General features: G+C 73.7%; 11 protein-coding genes. 3 read left to right on the plus strand and 8 right to left on the minus strand.

From position 1 onward, the window contains the following. Positions 1-36: 36 nt before the first annotated feature. Both HNQ79_RS13150 and HNQ79_RS13155 read right to left on the minus strand, forming a co-directional pair. Complete coding sequence (locus HNQ79_RS13150) at positions 37-477, minus strand: roadblock/LC7 domain-containing protein (RefSeq protein ID WP_185030418.1); 441 nt, start codon at positions 475-477, stop codon at positions 37-39. Beyond that, entirely contained in the window at positions 474-3,401 is a 2,928-nt protein-coding gene (locus HNQ79_RS13155; protein WP_185030421.1) for a nitrate- and nitrite sensing domain-containing protein, read from the minus strand. The genes HNQ79_RS13150 and HNQ79_RS13155 overlap by 4 nt, the downstream gene beginning before the upstream one ends. A 243-nt stretch (positions 3,402-3,644) precedes the next feature. Here HNQ79_RS13155 and HNQ79_RS13160 point away from each other — a divergent pair, with 243 nt between their 5' ends. Further along, positions 3,645-4,277, plus strand: coding sequence for a hypothetical protein (locus tag HNQ79_RS13160; protein WP_373312577.1), 633 nt, complete (start codon positions 3,645-3,647; stop codon positions 4,275-4,277). Positions 4,278-4,405: 128 nt separating this feature from the next. Here the strand turns inward: HNQ79_RS13160 and HNQ79_RS13165 are convergent, their stop codons facing one another. The 5 genes from HNQ79_RS13165 to HNQ79_RS13185 form a co-directional block, all read right to left on the minus strand. Then, a complete protein-coding gene (locus tag HNQ79_RS13165; protein WP_229923563.1) occupies positions 4,406-9,442 on the minus strand; it encodes a coiled-coil domain-containing protein in 5,037 nt (1,678 codons plus the stop codon). 37 nt (positions 9,443-9,479) lie between these two features. Beyond that, positions 9,480-10,370 carry a hypothetical protein gene (locus tag HNQ79_RS13170; protein WP_185030424.1) on the minus strand — a complete coding sequence of 297 codons (891 nt, stop codon included), beginning with the start codon at positions 10,368-10,370 and terminating at the stop codon, positions 9,480-9,482. A gap of 58 nt (positions 10,371-10,428) precedes the next feature. Continuing rightward, on the minus strand, positions 10,429-11,961 hold the full coding sequence (locus HNQ79_RS13175) for a hypothetical protein (RefSeq protein WP_185030427.1): 1,533 nt from the start codon (positions 11,959-11,961) through the stop codon (positions 10,429-10,431). Between the two features lie 137 nt (positions 11,962-12,098). Then, entirely contained in the window at positions 12,099-13,517 is a 1,419-nt protein-coding gene (locus HNQ79_RS13180; protein ID WP_185030430.1) for a HEAT repeat domain-containing protein, read from the minus strand. A 280-nt stretch (positions 13,518-13,797) separates the two neighbouring features. Beyond that, on the minus strand, positions 13,798-14,190 hold the full coding sequence (locus HNQ79_RS13185; RefSeq protein WP_185030431.1) for an ankyrin repeat domain-containing protein: 393 nt from the start codon (positions 14,188-14,190) through the stop codon (positions 13,798-13,800). Positions 14,191-14,450: 260 nt separating this feature from the next. Here HNQ79_RS13185 and HNQ79_RS13190 point away from each other — a divergent pair, with 260 nt between their 5' ends. Together HNQ79_RS13190 and HNQ79_RS13195 are read left to right on the plus strand one after the other, a co-directional pair. Further along, positions 14,451-14,645, plus strand: coding sequence for a hypothetical protein (locus HNQ79_RS13190; RefSeq protein ID WP_018534760.1), 195 nt, complete (start codon positions 14,451-14,453; stop codon positions 14,643-14,645). Between the two features lie 37 nt (positions 14,646-14,682). Beyond that, a complete protein-coding gene (locus tag HNQ79_RS13195) occupies positions 14,683-16,329 on the plus strand; it encodes a hypothetical protein (RefSeq protein WP_185030434.1) in 1,647 nt (548 codons plus the stop codon). On the opposite strand, the gene HNQ79_RS13200 is transcribed toward HNQ79_RS13195, so the two are convergent. After that, positions 16,330-17,829 (minus strand): SCO1417 family PLP biosynthesis transcription factor, encoded by a 1,500-nt coding sequence (locus tag HNQ79_RS13200; RefSeq protein WP_185030436.1) that lies wholly within the window; start codon positions 17,827-17,829, stop codon positions 16,330-16,332. Positions 17,830-17,882: the final 53 nt, after the last annotated feature.

A 17,882-nucleotide genomic window follows, 5' to 3' on the forward strand; every position in this document is an offset into this window, starting at 1 on the left:
TGGCCTCCGTACCTGCGTCGCTCATGCCGTCCCCGTTCACCCTCCGGCGGTCAGGCCGGTCCGCGGCGCCGTCCTGAGGTGGGCGCCGACGCGCTTGACCATGAGCGTCATCTCGTACGCCACCTGCCCCACGTCGGAGTCGGCGTCGGACAGCACGGCCAGGCAGCTGCCGTCGCCCGCCGCGGTGACGAAGAGGAACGCCTCGTCGAGCTCGACGACGGTCTGCCGGACGTTGCCCGCCTCGAAGTGGCGCCCGACGCCCTTGGCAAGGCTGTGGAATCCGGAGGCGACGGCGGCGAGGTGCTCTCCGTCCTCCCGGGTGAGGCTGCGCGAGGCCCCGGTGGGGAGCCCGTCGCTGGAGAGCACCAGCGCCTTGCGGATACTGCCGACCCGCTCGACCAACTCGTCGAGAAGCCAGTTGAGTTCGCCGGACCCCCGGCCCGTGGCATTGTGTGATGCGGCGTTCGGTGCGGTCATCGACCGTCCCCCTCTGCTGTCGTTCCTGGTGCTGTCTCGGCCGTCGTGGCGTCGTTCCCCGGGCGTGGCCCGGTGGTGTCGGCAGCTGATTCGTCGGTGGTCGCGGTGCCGGATGCCCGGCCGGCGGTGGGGGCGGGCCGGGGGGCGCCGTCCTCGTTCTCGCGGCGTCCGCGTTGCCAGCCGCGCTGGAGGGAGGCCATCCGGCTGCGTACCTCGTCGGCGTCCCGGTCCGGCTCCGCCACGGGTGCCGGGCGCACGGTCTCGGCGGCACGGGCCGCCTCGGCTTCCTTCTTCAGCTGCGGGGCGAGGCTCGCCTGACGCACTCGGCGCGGGAGACCGCCGAGCGCGGGGATTCCGTCCCCGGCCGCGTCGCCGGGTCCCTGGCCGGAGGCGGTCGGTGCGTCCTGCGGCTCGTCCTGGCCGTGGGACGGGTCGAACCGGCGGGACCGCTGGGGCTCCTGGGTCTGCCGGGGCTGCTGGCCGATGCGGCGACCGTGCTCGGCCACCAGGGCCGGCTTGCGCCGGGGCAGCGGCACGGGGCCGCCGGGGCGGGCGACGTCGGTGTCGTCCCGTGCGAGGTCGGCGGCCTGCTGGTGCTGTACGCGGGCGGCGTCGGAGACGCGGCCCCTGGCACTGCCCGCACGGCCTGCGCCCGCGCCGTCGTTCGGGCCGCGCCGCAGGTCGCCCGGGCCGCGCAGGGCGTCCCGGCCGCGGGGTTTGTCCACTCTGCGGGGCTTGTCCACCCCGCGAGCGCGGAAGATGGCGCCGCGCTCGCTCTCGGTCTCCTCCAGGTCGCCGACGAGGCCCCCCGGGGCGGTCCCCAGGGCGGGCGCGGGCTCCAGCCCGAGGGTGCCCAGCGGCGGTTCGAGCTCGACGGGGCCGTCCAGTACCGACCGTCCCGGCGTCGTACGGCCGAGGGCGGTGAGGTTGTGCCGGCGCCCGCCGGGGCCGGTGGGGGCGGGTTCGCCCGTGAGCCCCCGGCCCCGGGCGCTCTCGTGCTCCACGCGGAAGCCGCTGCCGTCGGTGTCGGGGGCCTCGGTGAGGAGGGCCGCCGGGATGAAGACGACGGCCGTGGTGCCGCCGTAGGGGGACTGCTGGAGGGAGACCCGCACGTTCTGCCGCTGGGCGAGCCGGCTCACCACGAAGAGGCCGAGACGGTCGGTGTCGGAGAGTTCGAACTCGGGGGTCTCCGCGAGCCGGAGGTTGGCGTCGAGGAGGACGTCGGGGGCCATGCCGAGGCCGCGGTCGTGGATCTCCAGGGTGAAGCCGTTGGCGACGCGTTCGCCGAGCACCTGCACCGCGGTGTGCGGGGGCGAGAACACCGTGGCGTTCTCCAGGAGTTCCGCGATCAGGTGGGTGAGGTCGGCGACGGCGGGTCCGCCGACGCCGATGCGCGGCAGTCGGCGCACCTCGATGCGCTCGTAGTCCTCGACCTCGGCGACGGCAGCCCGCACGACGTCCATCAGCTGGACCGGCTTGCGCCACTGCCGGGAGGGGGCTGCTCCGGAAAGGATCACCAGGCCTTCGGCGTGCCGTCGCATGCGGGTGGTGAGGTGGTCGAGCCGGAAGAGGTCGGCGAGTTCGTCGGTGTCCTCGGTGCGGCGCTCCATGGCGTCCAGGAGCGTCAACTGGCGGTGCAGCAGCACCTGGTTGCGGCGGGCGAGGTTGACGAAGACCTCGGAGACGCCGCGCCGCATGTCGGCCTGGCGTACGGCGGACTCGACGGCGGCCCGTTGGAGGGTGTTGAGGGCCTGGCCCACCTGGCCCATCTCGTCCTTGGGGTATTCCAGGCGCGGGGCCTCGGTCTCCACGTCGAGGTTCTCGCCCGCGGCGAGGCGGCGCATCACGCCGGGGAGGCGTACGCCGGAGGCCTCGTGCGCCTCTTTGCGGAGCCGGTTCAGGTCGCGGACGAGTTCACGCCCGATCCGTACGGAGACGACGACGGACACGATCAGGGCGAGGAAGCCGAGGACGCCGGCCGCTCCCGCTTCGAGGAGAACGCCGAAGGCGACGGGTTCGACGCGGGCCTGGTAGTTGTCGCCGGCCTCGGCGCCCTGCGTGGCGAGCCGGTCGAGGGCCGGGGGGGCGATCTCCTGCCAGGCTTCGGCGCTGACGGCGGTCGGGCGGCGCGTGGGTCCCTGGTCGAGGATCTTGTCCTCGGCGACGCGCAGGGCCGCGGCCTCGGGGCCGCTCAGGAGTTGCCCGTAGCGCTGCCGGTCGGCGGCCGGGAGCTGTTCCAGGCTGGTGTCGTAGAGGACCTTGCGGCTCGCGATCAGACCCGTGAGGGAGCGCAGTTCGTCGCCGGTGAACTGACGAGCGACCAGTGCGGAGGCAACCAACGCGTCCTCACGCGCCAGGAGTTCGCGGGCCCTGGTGACACCGACGAGGGCGCGGCCCTGCTTGTCCATCTCGACGTCGCGCAGCACGTGCAGGTTCGCCAGGAAGGTGTGGCAGGGGTCGACGAGCCGGCTGTAGTGGGCGAGGGCGTCGCTGCGGGTGATCGTGTTCTGGTCGACGGAACGGCGCAGCGCGGAGAGGCCGTCGAACTCCTTGAGGAGTGAGGCCAGACGCTGGTTGGCCGCCGGTTTCAGCTCGTCCGTGACATCGGGGTCCTGGGAGTGCCTGCGGATCTTGGCCACTGCCGCGTCGGTGGCGCCGCGGTGTTTGCGAAGCTCGGGAAAGGCCTCGGAACTTCGCTGGTCCGCGAGGTAGACCAGGGTCTGGCGGCGCTCCTTCTGGACCACCTGCACGGCGTCCTCGACCGGCGAGCCGATCTTTTCGACGACGTGGGCGATGTCCAGGAGCTCGCTTGCCTCGCGGCCGGTCAGTACGGTCGCGAAACCCCACAGTGCGGTGAGGGAGACGAGCGGCACCAGCAGCAACGCCACGATCTTCCGGCGGATGGACTTCCCGCGAAAGCGCATGGCCTCCCCCAGCTCGCCCCCGCTCGGCGGCGGTGATGTTCCGTCTCGTTGAGCCGTCAACGCATTTCGTCGACAAGCGGCGTGAGCCTACTACTGCCCCACCGGCAACTCGAAGACACGTCCGGTCGATTTTCGGCCGACGGGCCGGGAGCCGATCATGACTTGTCCCGGAATCACGGGAGTTGATAATCGTACCCGCGGTACAGGAAACCCGCCCGGGGGCAAAGTACGGCACCCGGGGGGATGGCTGGAACTGTTCGCTCCCCCTCCGAGGCACGGGAATCTTTCGGATCCGCCGTTCGTCCTTTTGTACGGGGAGATCCGGGGGACACGCCGAGTGGACGAACGGCGAAGCGGTGTCTGCGTAGGGCGGCACAGGACGGGCAGGCACAGCTGAGAGGCCCCTCGCAACGGGCCTTGGCTGAGTGGTGGGGAGTGGGGAGTGGGAACATGACGACGGAGGAGTTTTCGGCGGACGCGGCACCGCCGAGGCAGCTGTGGGTGGAAGAGCCGGCCGTGCGACGGCGGCTGCCGGATCCGGTGCGCACGTCCGCGGTACGGGCGGTGCTCATACTGGCGCTGACGCTGATTCAGGCGGTGGTGGCCTACCTGTGCACGCTGGCCGGGTCCTGGCTGGCCTTTCCGATGGTGCTCAGCAGCGTGGCGAGCACGGTCGCGGCGACCTGGGGCGTACTGGACGTGTGGATCACCCGGCAGGTATGGAACCAGCGCAACGGCGTGGTGTCCGTACCGAGCAGCACGGCACGGCAGTTGCGGCGCGAACGCCGTCAGGCGCGGCGCGAGGCGCACAAGGACGCGCGAATACAGGGCCGGCGGCAGAGCCGCCCGGGGCCGGGCCGGCTCTCGCAGGCCTGAGAGCTTCCGTGCGAGCGGCGCGAGTGCTTCCGTACCCCTTCCGTACTGGGGGCCGCTGCACACGGGCTCCCCACGCGAGACCGCTGTACGGGAAGTACGGAAGCCCTCACACGCGCCGGTGCCGGCGGTTACCCGGTGGCCCCGGGCAAGCCGGTACGGGCCGGCCGGACCTCGGGTGCCGCATGCGCAGCCTGCGACGTATCCGTCGTCGGCGACTCTTCCGTCACGTCCGCCGCCGGGGCACCTGTGCTCCCGTCCGCCGCCGGGGATCCTGGCGCCTCGTCCGCCGCCCGGCGGAACATGCGGGTCGCGGTGATCTCGCCGTGGATCGTCTCGCCCCCGGTGCTCTGCTGCGGCAGTCCGGGGCGCAGGTGCTCCTCGACGCTGATGTACTTCAGGCCCGCCCTCAGGTCCGCGTCGTTGCGCAGCCGGATGACGAGCGGGAACTCGGCGAGCGCGGTCGTGTCGAACAGACCGGTCGTGTAGAGAAGCTGGACGCCGAGCGCATCGGAGACCGCCCGCTGGAGTTCGAGCAGGTACGTCGCGTTGGCGCGACCGATCGGGTTGTCCAGGAACAGCGTGCCCGCGTGCCGGTGCTTGTCGCGGCCCCGGTCGTTGCTGCGCAGGGCGGCCATCGTGCAGTACAGGGCGATCGCAGCGGTGAGCAGTTGGCCGCCGGAGAAGACGTCGCCCATCTGCCCGACCGGCACCCGCTCGGCACGCAGCACCGCGTCCGGCTTGAGGATCTCCACCGCGATGCCCCTGGGTTCCAGTGCCGCCTGCACCCCGTGCAGCAGCAGGGACATTCCGTCGCGGCGCATGTCGGTGTTCTTCTTCACGGCGGCCCGGGTCGCCTCGTCGACGACTTCGCCGAGCCGTTCGACGAGGGTGGCCTGGTCGGGTTCCTCGAAACGGATCCGCAGGAACTCCTGCCCCGACCACTCCCCCAGCCCCTCCGGCAGCCGGGACAGGCGCTGCGCGGAACGCAGGGTGGCCAGCGCGGACTCCACGAGCCCGCGCAGCCGGTCGACGATGCTGTCGCGATTGCGCTCAAGCTGCGCCAACTCATCGGTGAGAACGCGCAGTCGGGGCGCGAAGGCCGCCGCCCAGGCCGCCGCGTGCTCGGGAAGCGAAGCGGCGGGCAGCTCCCGGATCTGCTGCCGGGCGGGGGTGCGTACCTGTTCGTACCGGGTGGAGTTGGCGTGGCGTACGAGCACATCGCTCGCCTCGCGCACCGCCGCTTCCGCCGACGACAGGTCGCCCGCGCAGCCGCGCAGTGAACGGCGGGCCTCCGCCGCCGAGTTGCGGGCCTCCATCAGCGTGCCGGGGTAGGGCTCGTGGACCTCCTGGTCCTCGTCCTGGTGGTCGCGCAGCAGGTCTCGCAGCAGCGCGGCCGTCTCATCGAAGCCTCCGGCCGCGTCCTCGGCGGCGCGGTGTGCGAGCAGCAGTTCGGCGTGCGCGGCGCGGGCCGTCTCCAGCGCCTCGGTGCGGGAGCCGAGTTCGGCGGTGGCGGTGCGCAGCAGGGTCTGGGCGTGCTCGGCGTCGGCGGGCACCAGGTCCTCGGCCAGGACGGTGTGCGCCTCGCCGTCCTCGGGTGCCAGGCGCTCCGCCTCGCCGCGCAGACGGCCCAGTTGCTCGCTCGCGGCCGACGCCCTGGTCTCCAGCGTCTGTACGAGCGACTCGGCGCGGGCGGCGGCTGCCTGGCGGGACGGGCCGTCGGCACCGTCGTTGCTCTCCAGGAGCTGGCCCGCCCGGTTGCGGACCTTGTTGCTGAGGCGGTTCAGCTCGGCGAGGGCAGCGCTCTCGTCGCTCTCGGCGCGGGCCTGTTCGGCACGCAGGTCCGCGCCGACGCCGACCTTCTCGTAGAGCTGGGAGGCGGCTCGGTAGGCCTCGCGCAGGGTGGGCAGCGCCTGGCGCGGCGCGCCTTCGGGGAGGTCGGGAACCGTCTCGGGCGCGCCCGCGATCTCGGCCCGCTCGGCACGCAGGGTGCGCGAGGTGCGGTGGGCGTCGTCGGCGGTGCGCTGGGCGGTGCGGCGGTCCTCGTCGGCGGCCTTGGCACGTTCCAGAAGGGTGGCGGCGCGGGCCTCCGACTCGGCCGCCTCGTCGGCGAGTTCGCGGAGCCGGGCCTGCCAGCCGGCGCGTTCGCGCAGCCGGTGGGCGAGTCCGGCGAGGACGTCGGCGGCCCGGCGGGCGCGCTGGGCGGCTTCCTGTCGTTCGTCGCGCACCCGGGCGGCGTCGGCCGCCGCCTCGTCGGCCTCGGCGCGTACCGTACGGGCCTCCGCGTGCACGGCTTCGGCCGCTTCGGCCGCCTCGCGTGCGATTGCGGCGGCCTCGGCCAGTTCGGCGAGCCTGCCGGGCGGGCAGTCCGCGCGCCAGGAGCCCAGCCTGGCGGCGAGGGTGCGGTCCCCGGTGAGCCGCGCGGAGAGGGCGCGGATCTCCTCGTCGCGGGCGGTGGCGCGGGCGCGCAGTGCCTGCCGTTCCTCGTCGGCGGCGTGCTCGTCGTGCATGGCGGGGTTCGGCGGTACGAGGAAGACGGCGCCCTGGCCGGTGCCGTCGCCGCCGCCCGGTCCGGGAACGGGCGCGAGGAGCGCGGCGGCGGTGCCGACCGCGACGGCGGAACGCGGCAGCAGTGCGGCGCCCGCGAGGACGTCACGTGCGCGTGCGTGCGAGTCGGGGTCGGTGATGACGACGCCGTCGACGAGTTCGGGCCGGGCGGCGAGGACCGCGGCGTGGTCGGCGGGGTCGACGGCCTGGGCGAGGTAGCGCCAGCCGGGGAGGGCCGGGATGCCGTGCTCGCCCAGGTACTCCACGGTGGTCAGGACGTCGGGGCTGGGCGGCAGGAGGCCGCCGTCGCCGAGGGCGCCGAGGATGCGCGAGTCGTCGGCGGCTGCGGTGCGCAGGTCGAAGAGCTGGCGCTCGGCGGAGGCGACGCCCTGTTCCAGGAGGGCGAGGAGGTCCTCGGCGTTGCGGTCCAGCTCCTCGACGCTGAGCGGGCCGTCGGTGCCGGAGCGGGGGCCGCGGCGGGCGTGGGCGACGGTGGCGGTGCTGCCCGTACGGCGGTGGCCGTCGGATGCCGCGGGGGTGTCAGAGTGGCGCGGGGGGCCGACGGTGCCGGGGGTACGGGCCTGCTCCGGACCCTGCGTGGTCTGCGCACCGCCGGTGTGCGGGGCGTCTCCGCTGCCTGTGCCGGCCGTGCCGTGCGCGCCGGGGATCGCGGTGCGCCGTGCGGACTGCTCGCCGTGTTCCGGGCCGCCGGCGTCGGTTCCGTACGCGGCCGGTCCTTCGCCGCTGCGGGGTTGCGGGAGGCCGGACGTGGCGGCCGTCGGCAGGCTCAGCAGCTCCGCGAGACGTTCCTCGGCGGCGATCGAGGCCGCCGCGCGGTGCTCCGCCTCGTGGGCGGCGGTGGCGGCGCGTGCCGCGTCTGCCGCGCGGGCGGCGCCCAGTTCGGCGCGGGCGTCTGCCGCGGCCGCTTCGCGTGCTCTGTCCGCTGTCGTTCGGGCGGCTTCGCGGGCGGTGTCCCAGGCGGCGACGGCGGTCTTCTCGGCGTCGGAGGCCGCCAGCGCGGCGCGGGCCGGGTCGGCGTCGGGGGCGGTGTCGTCGAGCCAGCCCGCCCGTACCGCTTCGGCCGTTTCGGCTTCGACCTCGGCCAGGCGCTGGCGGAGGTGGCCGATCTCGCTGCGGGCGCGCTGTGCCTCGGTGGCGGCGACGGTGGCGTCACGGTGCGCGGCCTCGCCCGTCTCCTGAAGGGCGGCGGAACGCTCCTCCTGTTCGGCCGCGACGCGCTCGCCGTCCTCGGCGGCGCTGTGCAGGGCACGTACGAGGTCGGTGGCGGCCGTGGCGCGGGCGGCGAGCGCCGGGGCCGCGTCCCGTTCCGCCTCACGGATGGCGACGGCCACGCGCGCGGAGCGGTCGGCGGCGGCGCGGTGGCGCAGCACGACCTCGGCGGCCTGCCACGCCGAGTGCAGGGTGCGGGCGTCGGCCAGCTCGCGGCGCTGGGCGGCGGCGCTCTTCTCGGCGGCTGCGAGGGCCAGGGAGGCGTGCCGGTAGGCGAGTTCGGCGGAGATCAGGGCACTGTGGCCGCGGGCGGTCTCCGCCTCGGTGACGGTGTGCGCGGCGGTGGCGACCCGCTGGGCGAGTTCCGCGGTGCGGCCCCGCTCCTGGGCGGCGCGGGCGGAGAGCCGCCGGGAGAGGGTACGGGTGCGGCGCTCGGCGCCGGTGTGGATGTCGCGGGCGCGGGCGCGGGTGTCGGCGGCGTCGACGATCCGGCCGAGGAGGTCGACGGATCCGGCGGTGAACTCGCGTTCGGCCATCAGTTCGGCACGGCGGCCCAGTTTGCTGCCGAAGCCGTGCACCAGGTCGGCGAGGCCGTCGGTGTCCCGGGTGTCGGTGACGGCGCGCAGCAGCAGGTCGGTGAAGTCCGAGTCCTTCTTGACCGCGAAGAGGCCCGCCGCCTCGCCCTCGTCGGCGTTCATCTCACGCTGGTAGCGGAAGAGTTCCGGGTCGAGGCCGAGCTCGGTGAGGTGCTCGTTCCAGCGGTCGTGGATCTCTTCCCAGTGGATGTCGAGGTGGGGGTAGGACTTGCCCGCCTCGGTGAGTGCGTCGCGGAACCCCTTCATGGTGCGGCGGCGGCCGTGCGCGCCCGACGCGCCCTCAAGCGGGCGTCGTACCGCGGTGGACTCGGCGACCGGCAGGGAGTCCAGGCTCAGCCCGGGGCCCGGGCGGAAGGAGTACCAAGCCTCGGCGAACTTGCGGGGGTCGTGGGAGACCTGTCGGCCGCGCCACTCGCTGACCTTGCCGACGACGACGCACTCGCCGGTCAGGGTGTGCTGCCACTCCAGGGCGACGTGCCCGCAGTCGTCGGCGAGCAGGAACTTGCGGAGCACACCGGAGCTGGCGCCGCCCAGGGTGTTGCGGTGACCGGGCAGCATGACCGAGAAGATCAGCTTGAGGAGGACGGACTTGCCGCCGCCGTTCTCCAGGAAGAGCACGCCTGCGGGCGCCGGGCGGCGGGGCGGCCCGGCCGGCTCGTCCTCGAAGAACTCCGCCTGGGTGGGCGCCGGCCGGGGTACCGGTGCGCCCACTCCGCGCAGGTCGAGGACGGTGTCGGCGTAGCGCGCTCCGGCGGGCCCGATGGAGTAGAGGCGGACCCGGGACAACTCGTACATGGCGGCGGACTCTCAGTCTTAAGTCGTCTCGGCGGAATTACGCGTGAAAGGGCAGGCCGGCGTCGGCGGCCAGTTCGAGGTCGTCGGTCCCGGACGGCGGGACGAGAGTGGCCGTGCCGTCCGTGACGGGGACGACGCCCAGTTCCAGGAGTTCGGTCAGGGCGGCACTGCCCGCCATGTCGCGGACCTGCAACTGGTAGCGGGCGGTGGTGCGGTAGGAGCCGCCCGCGTCGTCCCCGGTGCGCTGGAGGAAACCGGAGTCGGTGAGGAAGGCGACGGCCTTGCCGACGATGCCGGTGGTGGAGCCGGCCAGGCGCCGGGCGTCCTTGGTGGCGCCGGTGGCGCTGCGCCGGGAGTAGATCCGCCAGGCGGACTCCAGGCCGGGGGCCTCGGTGGCGGGGTCGGTGTTCTCTCCCGCCTCCTCGGCTCGCTCCTCCAGCCGTCGGCAGGCCTGCCGCACGAAGGCGTCCACGCCGTTGACGGTGAGGCGGCCGATGTAGCCGTCGTCGGCGAGGTCCTCGGGGCGGGGAAAGGCCATGGCGGCGACGGCGAGATGGGCGAGTCCGTGCAGGAAGCGGTCGGCGGACTCGGCCGAGGCGCGGCGGGCGTAGTCCCCCATCCGTACGGCGAAGACCGAGTCCTCCCCCGCCGAGACGGCCATCCCGGCGCGCGTGGACACCTCCAGGACGACGAGCCCGAGGCCGGTGGCGACGGCGTCGGCGAGCCGTGCGAAAGCGCTCTCCTCGCGGTAGCGGCGCAGCAGTTCGGCGTACTCGGCGTCGCGGGCGGGCAGCAGCTTGGGCTGGAGGCCGAAGGAGACGAGGCGGGCGGCGTCGGCCGCGTCGGCGGGGGTGACCGCTGCGGGGGCGGCGGGCGCGTCGACGGCGTCGCTGCTCCACGCGCTGTGCTCTGCGTGGGTCTCGCTCACGGCTGCTGCTCCTCGGTGGGGGTGTCCAGGGGTACGCGGGTGGTGGGGCGGGCCTGGGTCACGAGGCCTCCGCCCGGCCGGTCGCCATGCCGGCGGCGTCGAGCAGGGCGGTGCCCACGACGAGGTCGGCGCCGCCGAACTCGGGGTCGTGCAGCGGCGTGCCGTCGTCGACGGCGAACAGCAGGCGTTCCTCGCCCTGGCGGTACGCCGTACCGACGGGCGGGCTGGCGGCGTGCACCGCGAGCAGGGCGACGAGGTAGGGCAGTTCGGTGCCGGGGGCCCGGCGGCGGGCCTCGGCGAGCAGCCCGGAGAGCCGGCGGGGGGCGTCGTGCGGGAGGTCGAGCAGGTCTTGGGCGTCGGCGAGCTGCTCCTCGCTGAAGCGGCTGTCGTCGGGGGTGGCGATCAGGTCGGGTTCGGGCATCTCGACGCCCAGGTGTTCGCGTTCCACCGGTGGGCTGAGCAGTATGTCGACCAGGTCGCCGACCCGTACGGAGGTGGGGGTGCGCAGCCCCGCGCCGTGGGCGAAGAAGGCGTCGGTGACACGGATCGCCTTCTCCAGGGGCAGCGGAAGCACGGGGGCGACCAGCTGCCCGTACAGGTCGAGCCCCGCATGGGCGCTGACGGGTGCGAAGGCCTGCCGGTCCTGCTCGGCGCGGAACAGCGGTCCGGCCTCCAGGAGGCGGGACTGGAGCTGGGTGTGGCGGCGGATGCAGTCCTTGACGATGTCCACGAGTTCGGCGGCGCGGCGCTTCTGCTCGGGTTCCTCGGACTCGTCGCGGGCCTTGCGGATGTTGGTGAGGATCGCGTTCTCGTGCCGGTAGCGGTCGGCGACGTGGTCGAGGGCCTCGGCGATCATGTCGGGGACGGCGTTGAGCCAGTCGACCGCGCGGACGTTGCGCCGGGTGGCCTCCAGGGTGCGGCGCAGCGTCTCGGCGTACTGGACGGTCCGGTAGCGGGCCTGTTCGGCGGCGAGCTGGGCGTCGGCGAGGCGGCCGCGGTTGATCAGGACCTCGAGTTTGACCTCGGCGGCGATCTGGGCGCTGGTGACGTCGGTGTCGAGGGCGCCGACCAGGACGTTGACGGCCTCGTCGGTGGTGCGCAGGAAGACTCCGCCGCCGTATCCGGCGACTTCTTCGACGAGTTTGAAGTCGTAGTCGCGGCGGGTGTACACGCCGTCGGCGGAGAAGGTGCCGTAGACGGCGCGGAAGCCGCGGTCGACGCTGCCGACGTTGACCAGGTTCTCCAGCACCCAGCGGGCGACCCGTTCGTGCTCGGCGGCGGGGCGGCTCGGGGCCTGGGCGGCGACGCGCGGCAGCAGCCGGGAGACGATCTGCTCGTGGTCGGCGCCGGTGTCGAAGTCCATGTTGAGCGTGATGAGGTCGATCGCGGCGAGGGCGACCTCGGCCATCGCGTAGACCGTGTATTCGCCGGCCAGGTTGGCCTTGCGCACGTCGAGGTCGTGGAGCGGGGCGGTGCAGGCGAGCGCCCGAAGGCGCCGCGCGAGCCCTTCGTCGGCGGCCGGGCCCTGGGCGGGCCGCGGCCCCGCGCTGAGCTGGGGCGGAACGAATTCCGTCGAGGCAGGCGAAGTCACGTGGCACAGATTAGGTCCTCGCACTGACAACGGTCGAAACGGCCCAGATGGGAACGCTTGCCGCGGCGGACGCCGCCCGTGGAACCGCGGGCGGGCGGCGCGCCCCGGAGCGTTCCGGTGCGCGCCGCCCGAGGGGTTCAGGCAGCGGTCGCGTCCGGCCCGAACCTGCTGCGTACGGCGGTCTGCACCTCGGCCTCCTCGGCCGGGTCGGCGGCCAGTCGCCGCAGCCGGTCGGCGACCCGTGCGTCGGCGGTCTCGGCGTGCCGGGCGGCGACTTCCCGCGTCGTCTCCTCGCAGTCCCACAGGCACTCGACGGCGAAGCCGGAGGCGAAGGACGGATCGGTGGCGGCGAGGGCGCCTGCCGCGCGCTGCCGCAGGTGGGAGGAGGTGGTCTCGCGGTAGACGTGCCGCAGTACGGGTGCCGCCGCACAGATCCCGAGACGGCCCGCGCCGTCCACCAGCGTCCACAGCAGCGGGGCGTCGGGGCCTTCGGTGCGCACGGTCTCGCGCAGCGCTCCGAGGACCAGGGGCGCGTCCTGTGCCCCTCCGCGGCAGGCCAGCACGCCCGCGGCGGAGGCCCCGAGGGCGTCGGGGCGGTGGACCCAGCCGCGGGCGGAGTCGACCGCTTCCGGGCCGCACATCCGCTCGAACGCGGCGACGGCGGCGTCCGCGACCGACCGCGACGGACTCGCCGCCGCTGCCTCTATCAGGCCGAGGACGGCGGGGTCGCGCGACTCGGCGAGGTAGTGCAGCGCCGTGCAGCGCGCCCCGTCGGAGCCCTCGTGGGCCGCCCGGAGGATGGTGGGGCGGTCTTCCGGTCCGGCGACCGCGGTCAGGCACCGGGCGGCGGGCACGTGCAGGGCGGCGCCCCGTTCCAGCCCGTCCTGCGCCCAGTCGAGGACGGCTTCCACGCTCCACCCGGGCCGGGGCCCGGCGGGTCGCATCTGGCGCTGCCAGCGGTCGAAGGATCCCTGTTCGCGGGCCGCGCGCACCCGGCCGCCGACCGTGTCGCGCGGATCCTCCGCCCACAGCCGCCAGGGCCTGGGCTCGAAGGCGTCGCGCACGGCGGCGGCGAGTTCGGCGTCGCCCTCGGGTGTGTTCGCGAAGCGCGCGAGCACCGGGCCGGACAGCGCGCGCAGGCCGGCGTCGTCGTCGCGCAGGGCGAGTTCGTCGAGCGCCCAGGTCCAGTTGGTGCCGGTCCTGGCGTACCGGCGCAGCAGGATGAGGGCGTCGTCCCTGCCGTACGAGGCGAGGTGGCCGAGTACGGCGAGCGCGAGCCCGGTCCGGTTCTCGTCCGTGTCGAGGACGTCCTCGACGTCGAAGAGGTGGTGTTCGATCGCGTCGAGGCCGCCGTCGAGGTCGAGGTAAAGGCGTGCGTAGTAGAGCGAGCGGTTCTCGACCTGCCAGTCGTGGCGGGGGTCGTGGAGCACGCAGTGGTCGAGGGCCGCAAGGGCTTCGGGGCGGGGTGCGGCGAGCGCGTGCAGCGTGCCGTCACCCCTGCCCCTTTGCAGGAGGCCGAGCAGGGTGCCGCTCGGCGCTATGACTGGTTCAAACATGGGGAAAAGCCTCACATCAAGCTGTCGACGCATCCGGGATTCATGCCGTGCCTACGCCGTGCGACAACTTGCTCGGCCGCCCGTCACAGTCTTCTGCTTGCTGTAGACCATCTTCCTCTGCCTCTCATCGGTGGCCCGGAGTGGGCCCGTTCCACATATCCGTAATGCGGCGACTCCTGCCCGCACCTGGTGTTTGTGAATCCGACGTCATGATGGCCCAGGCATTTCGCCACCGCGACCACATTTACGACGTCCCCCCGGGACTCCCCGCTGCGGGCCCTCAGTGGGCGCCGAACAGCTCCAGCAGCTCCTTCTTGTCGAACATCCGGGCGGTGTCCACGGCGGAGGGCGTGCCCGCGGCGGGGTCCGCCCCGCCGGCGACCAGTACCCGGACCACCTCGTCCTCACCCTTGAAGACGGCGCCGGCGAGCGGCGTCTGCCCGCGGTCGTTGGCCCGGTTCGCGTCCGCCCCGCGCTTCAGGAGGGCCTCCACCGCACCCGCGTGCCCGTGATAGGCGGCGAGCATCACCAGGGTCTGCCCCTGCTCGTTGGTGAGGTTCGGCGAGACGCCCGCGTCGACGTACGCGGCGAGCGCCTCGGCGTCACCCTGCCGGGCGAGGTCGAAGATCTTGGTCGCGAGTTCGACGACCTCGGGGTCGGGAGCTTCGCTCATCGCGGGCAGCCTGCCTTTCACACACATGCCGTGACCAGGAGCGCACGGCGCGGGGGCCGTACGAGTGAATCGTCAGGGTACTGCCCGCCGGGCGACATGACCCGGCCTCCCGGCGGCAAAGATCATCACGTGTGCGGCGGGATCGGCCAGTCCGGTGAAAAAGATGAAAAGTAACTCGATTGCACGATTTGCGGTATTGGTACTTTCTGTGAGCCTGGAAGAACTCATGGTGACTGTCCCCATCGACCAGGAGAACCCACATGATCCTGTCCATCTCGGGTGTCGTGCTGCTCGGCATCATCGTCTTCCTGTTCTTCCGCAAGGACGGACTCAAGGCGTCCCACGCCCTGGTCTGCGCGCTCTTCGGCTTCTACCTCGCGGGCACCGCCATCGCCCCGAGCATCAAGGCCGGAGGCGCGAGCCTCGCCAGCCTTTTGGGCGGGATCAAGTTCTGACCCCGCGTCCATCCACTCTCACTTCAGGAGTCCCGACGTGGCCCGGCGTCCCCTCCCCCGCATTCTGAGCAGCAGCAGTGTGTCGCTGGCCCGCAGCCGCGAACTGGCGCGCACTGCCGCCGACAGCGCCACGGACGTGCTCCATCCGCTCATCACGATCGGCCGCGGCCTGCGCAAGCTCGCCGCGGCCGGCCGGGACAGATGGTGCGCCACCCCCAAGGAGAGGCGCGGTCCCGCGCTGTTCCTGGTGGGTTCCGTCGTCCTGGTGGTCGCGCTCATCCCGTACGGACCGCTGCTCGTCCTCGTCACGGTGATGGCCGCGGCCGCCTGGAAGGGTCATGAACGTGCCCCCGTTCAGACCGGTCCATCCCCGGCGGAGACGGAGCGGCTCCAGTCCCTCTACGAGGCGCTGGTGCCGTACTTCTCCGTGCCCGACGACCCCGATCCGCTCTTCGCGCACGGCGGCGCGTGGGACAGGGCCTTCGGCGACCACGAGTTCGACGACACCGGCCGGCTGTCGCGGCTGCTGATCCACTACCCCGCCTACTTCCCCGACGGCGAGGCCTCCTCCCGGGCCCGCATCGAACAGTTGCTGCACGCCAAGTCGGGGCGTGGCCGGGAGTACCGCTTCGACTGGGACCAGGAGGGCAACGAGCTCGTCATGGCGGTGCTCGACGCGCTTCCGACGACGATCGCGGCCCAGCACTTCGTCACCGCGCCCGGCGAGACGGTCCTCGGCTTCACCGACGAGGACGCGGCGCCCCGCACGGTCCCCGTCCGGGCCGGCGACGAGTCCTACGACGCCACCCCGGTGATCTGGCGGACCGGACCGCGCTCCACCGAGCCTCACCTGCTGGTCGTGGGCCAGCCCGGCAGCGGGACGACGAGTCTGCTGCGCTCCGTCGCCCTCCAGGCGCTCCAGAACGGCGACGTACTGATCGCCGAGGGCAGCGGCACCGGCGAGTACGCCTGCCTCGCCGGCCGCAGCGGCGTGCTGGCCGTCGAGTGCGGCGTGACCGGCGCGCTGGCGAGTCTGGAGTGGGCCGCGGCGGAAACCGAGCGGCGGTTGCTCTCCGCCAACCGGGCCAGGCAGGCGGGCCGCCCCGCGCCCGAGGACACCCGGCGTCCGCTGTGGATCCTGCTCGACCGGCCGAGCGTCCTCGGACACCTGGCGGCGGCCGACGGCCGCGTCGACCCCCAACAGCTGCTCCAGGTGCCGCTGCGGCACGGCAGGGCGGCCCACGTCACGGTGGTGGTGGCCGAACAGTTCGACGCCCTGGACACCCTCAGCGATTCGGTACGCGCGCACACCCGCGCGCGTGCCGTCCTCGGGCCCGCGTCCGCGCAGGAGGTGGCGTCCGTGCTGGGTGCCCCGCCGCACACCACGCCCACGCCCGACGTCCCGCCGGGGCGGGGCTACGCGCGGCTCGGTGCGGGTCCGGTGATGCGCCTCCAGGTACCGGCCACCCCCGACCCGTACGACGACGCCACGAGCGAGGCGCACCGGCAGGCCGTACTGGAACTGCTGCCGGAGCGCGCCGTTCCGCTGGAGGACACCGACCCCGATCCCGGCCCCGTCCTTCGCCCCGAGCCCGCCCCGGAGCCCGATCCCGCCCGCGACCCGGCACACGCCCCCCGCCGCGATGCCGACCGGGATGCCGATCCGGTGCGGACGCCCGGGTGATCACGCCACGGACGTCCGCGGCCCTTCCGCCCCCGACCCCGCGCCGGTCTCGACGAGCCGTGCCGCCGCGGCCAGGCGCACCGCGGCCTCCTCCGCCACCGGCCCGCCCACGGTGAACGGCAGCCGCACGTAACCCTCGAAGGCCCCGTCGACCCCGAACCTCGGCCCGGACGGCACCCGTACGCCGACCCGCTCCCCCACCGCCGCGATCCGCGACCCGGAGAGACCGCCGGTGCGCACCCACAGGGTGAGCCCGCCGCCCGGTACGTCGAACTCCCAGTCCGGCAGCTCCCGGCGCACGGCGGCCACAAGCGCGTCCCGGTTCTCCCGCGCCTGGCCGCGCCGGACCTCCACCGCCTGCTCCCAGCCCCCCGTGCTCATCAGCCAGTTGATGGCGAGCTGCTCCAGTACGGGGGTGCCGAGGTCGGCGTACGCGCGTGCCGAGACCAGGCTGCGGACGACCTCCGGGGCGGCCCTGACCCAGCCGATGCGCATGCCCGCCCAGAACGCCTTGCTGGCCGAGCCGACCGTCAGGACGGTGCTGCCCGACGGGTCGAAGGAGCAGACCTGGCGCGGCATCTCCAGCCCTTCGTCCAGAGGCAGTTCCGTCATGGTCTCGTCGACGACCAGGACGGTGCCCGCCGAGCGGGCCGCCTCGACCAGCGCGCGGCGCTGGTCCTCGCTCGCCAGGGCGCCGGTGGGGTTGTGGAAGTCCGCCACGACGTACGCGAGCCGCGGGGCCGCGTCACGCAGCACCTGGCGCCAGCGCGGCAGGTCCCAGCCGGTCAGCCCCTCCGCCATGGCGACGGGCACCAGACGGGCTCCGGCCTCGCGCATGAGCTGGAGGATGTTCGCGTACGAGGGGGACTCGACGGCGATGCGTTCGCCGCGTCCCGCGAAGAGGTGGCAGATGGCGTCCATGGCGCCCATCGCGCCGGTGGTGACCATGATCTGTTCGGGCATCGTGGGGATGCCCTGCGCGGTGTAGCGGTCGGCGAGCATCTGGCGCAGGGCGGGCAGCCCCGCCGGGTAGTCGCCGTGCGTGTGGGCGTACGGCGGCAGCTCTTCGAGTGCCCCCTGCACGGCCCGGGTGAGCCACGGTTCGGGGGCGGGCAGGGCGGCCGTGCCGAGGTCGATGACGGAGCCCAGGGCCTCGGGCGGCAGCGGCTCCAGACCGCGGGCGGGCAGCGGGTTCCCCGCCGGTACGGCGGTCCAGCTCCCCGCTCCCCTGCGGGACTCCAGGAAACCCTCCGCGCGCAGCGCTTCGTAGGCGGCGGCCACGGTGGTGCGGCTGACGGAGAGCGCCATGGCGAGTTCCCGCTCGGCGGGCAGCCGGGCCGCGACCGGAACACGGCCTTCCAGGACGAGCAGCCGCACCCCGTCGGCGAGCGCGCGGTAGGCGGGCGGCTTGCGCGACTGGGGGCCCGCCGACCGGGACTGCTGGGAGCCGAGCTGTCGGGCGAGCTGCGCCGCACCCACCGCCGAAGTCCACTGCGCCATGATTTCAGTCCACCTTCCCCGGATTGGCCATGGATGGCTCATCCTTTCGGGCC

The sequence above is a fragment of the Streptomyces candidus genome, assembly GCF_014207445.1.
Taxonomy (GTDB): Bacteria; Actinomycetota; Actinomycetes; order Streptomycetales; family Streptomycetaceae; genus Streptomyces; species Streptomyces candidus.

Coding starts and splice junctions, on each gene's coding strand:
- HNQ79_RS13180 (WP_185030430.1), bottom strand. CDS start 13,517: ATGTTTGAACCAGTCATAGCGCCGAGCGGCACCCTGCTCGGCCTCCTG.
- HNQ79_RS13165 (WP_229923563.1), bottom strand. CDS start 9,442: ATGTACGAGTTGTCCCGGGTCCGCCTCTACTCCATCGGGCCCGCCGGA.
- HNQ79_RS13185 (WP_185030431.1), bottom strand. CDS start 14,190: ATGAGCGAAGCTCCCGACCCCGAGGTCGTCGAACTCGCGACCAAGATC.
- HNQ79_RS13150 (WP_185030418.1), bottom strand. CDS start 477: ATGACCGCACCGAACGCCGCATCACACAATGCCACGGGCCGGGGGTCC.
- HNQ79_RS13200 (WP_185030436.1), bottom strand. CDS start 17,829: ATGGCGCAGTGGACTTCGGCGGTGGGTGCGGCGCAGCTCGCCCGACAG.
- HNQ79_RS13160 (WP_373312577.1), top strand. CDS start 3,645: ATGGCTGGAACTGTTCGCTCCCCCTCCGAGGCACGGGAATCTTTCGGA.
- HNQ79_RS13155 (WP_185030421.1), bottom strand. CDS start 3,401: ATGCGCTTTCGCGGGAAGTCCATCCGCCGGAAGATCGTGGCGTTGCTG.
- HNQ79_RS13190 (WP_018534760.1), top strand. CDS start 14,451: ATGATCCTGTCCATCTCGGGTGTCGTGCTGCTCGGCATCATCGTCTTC.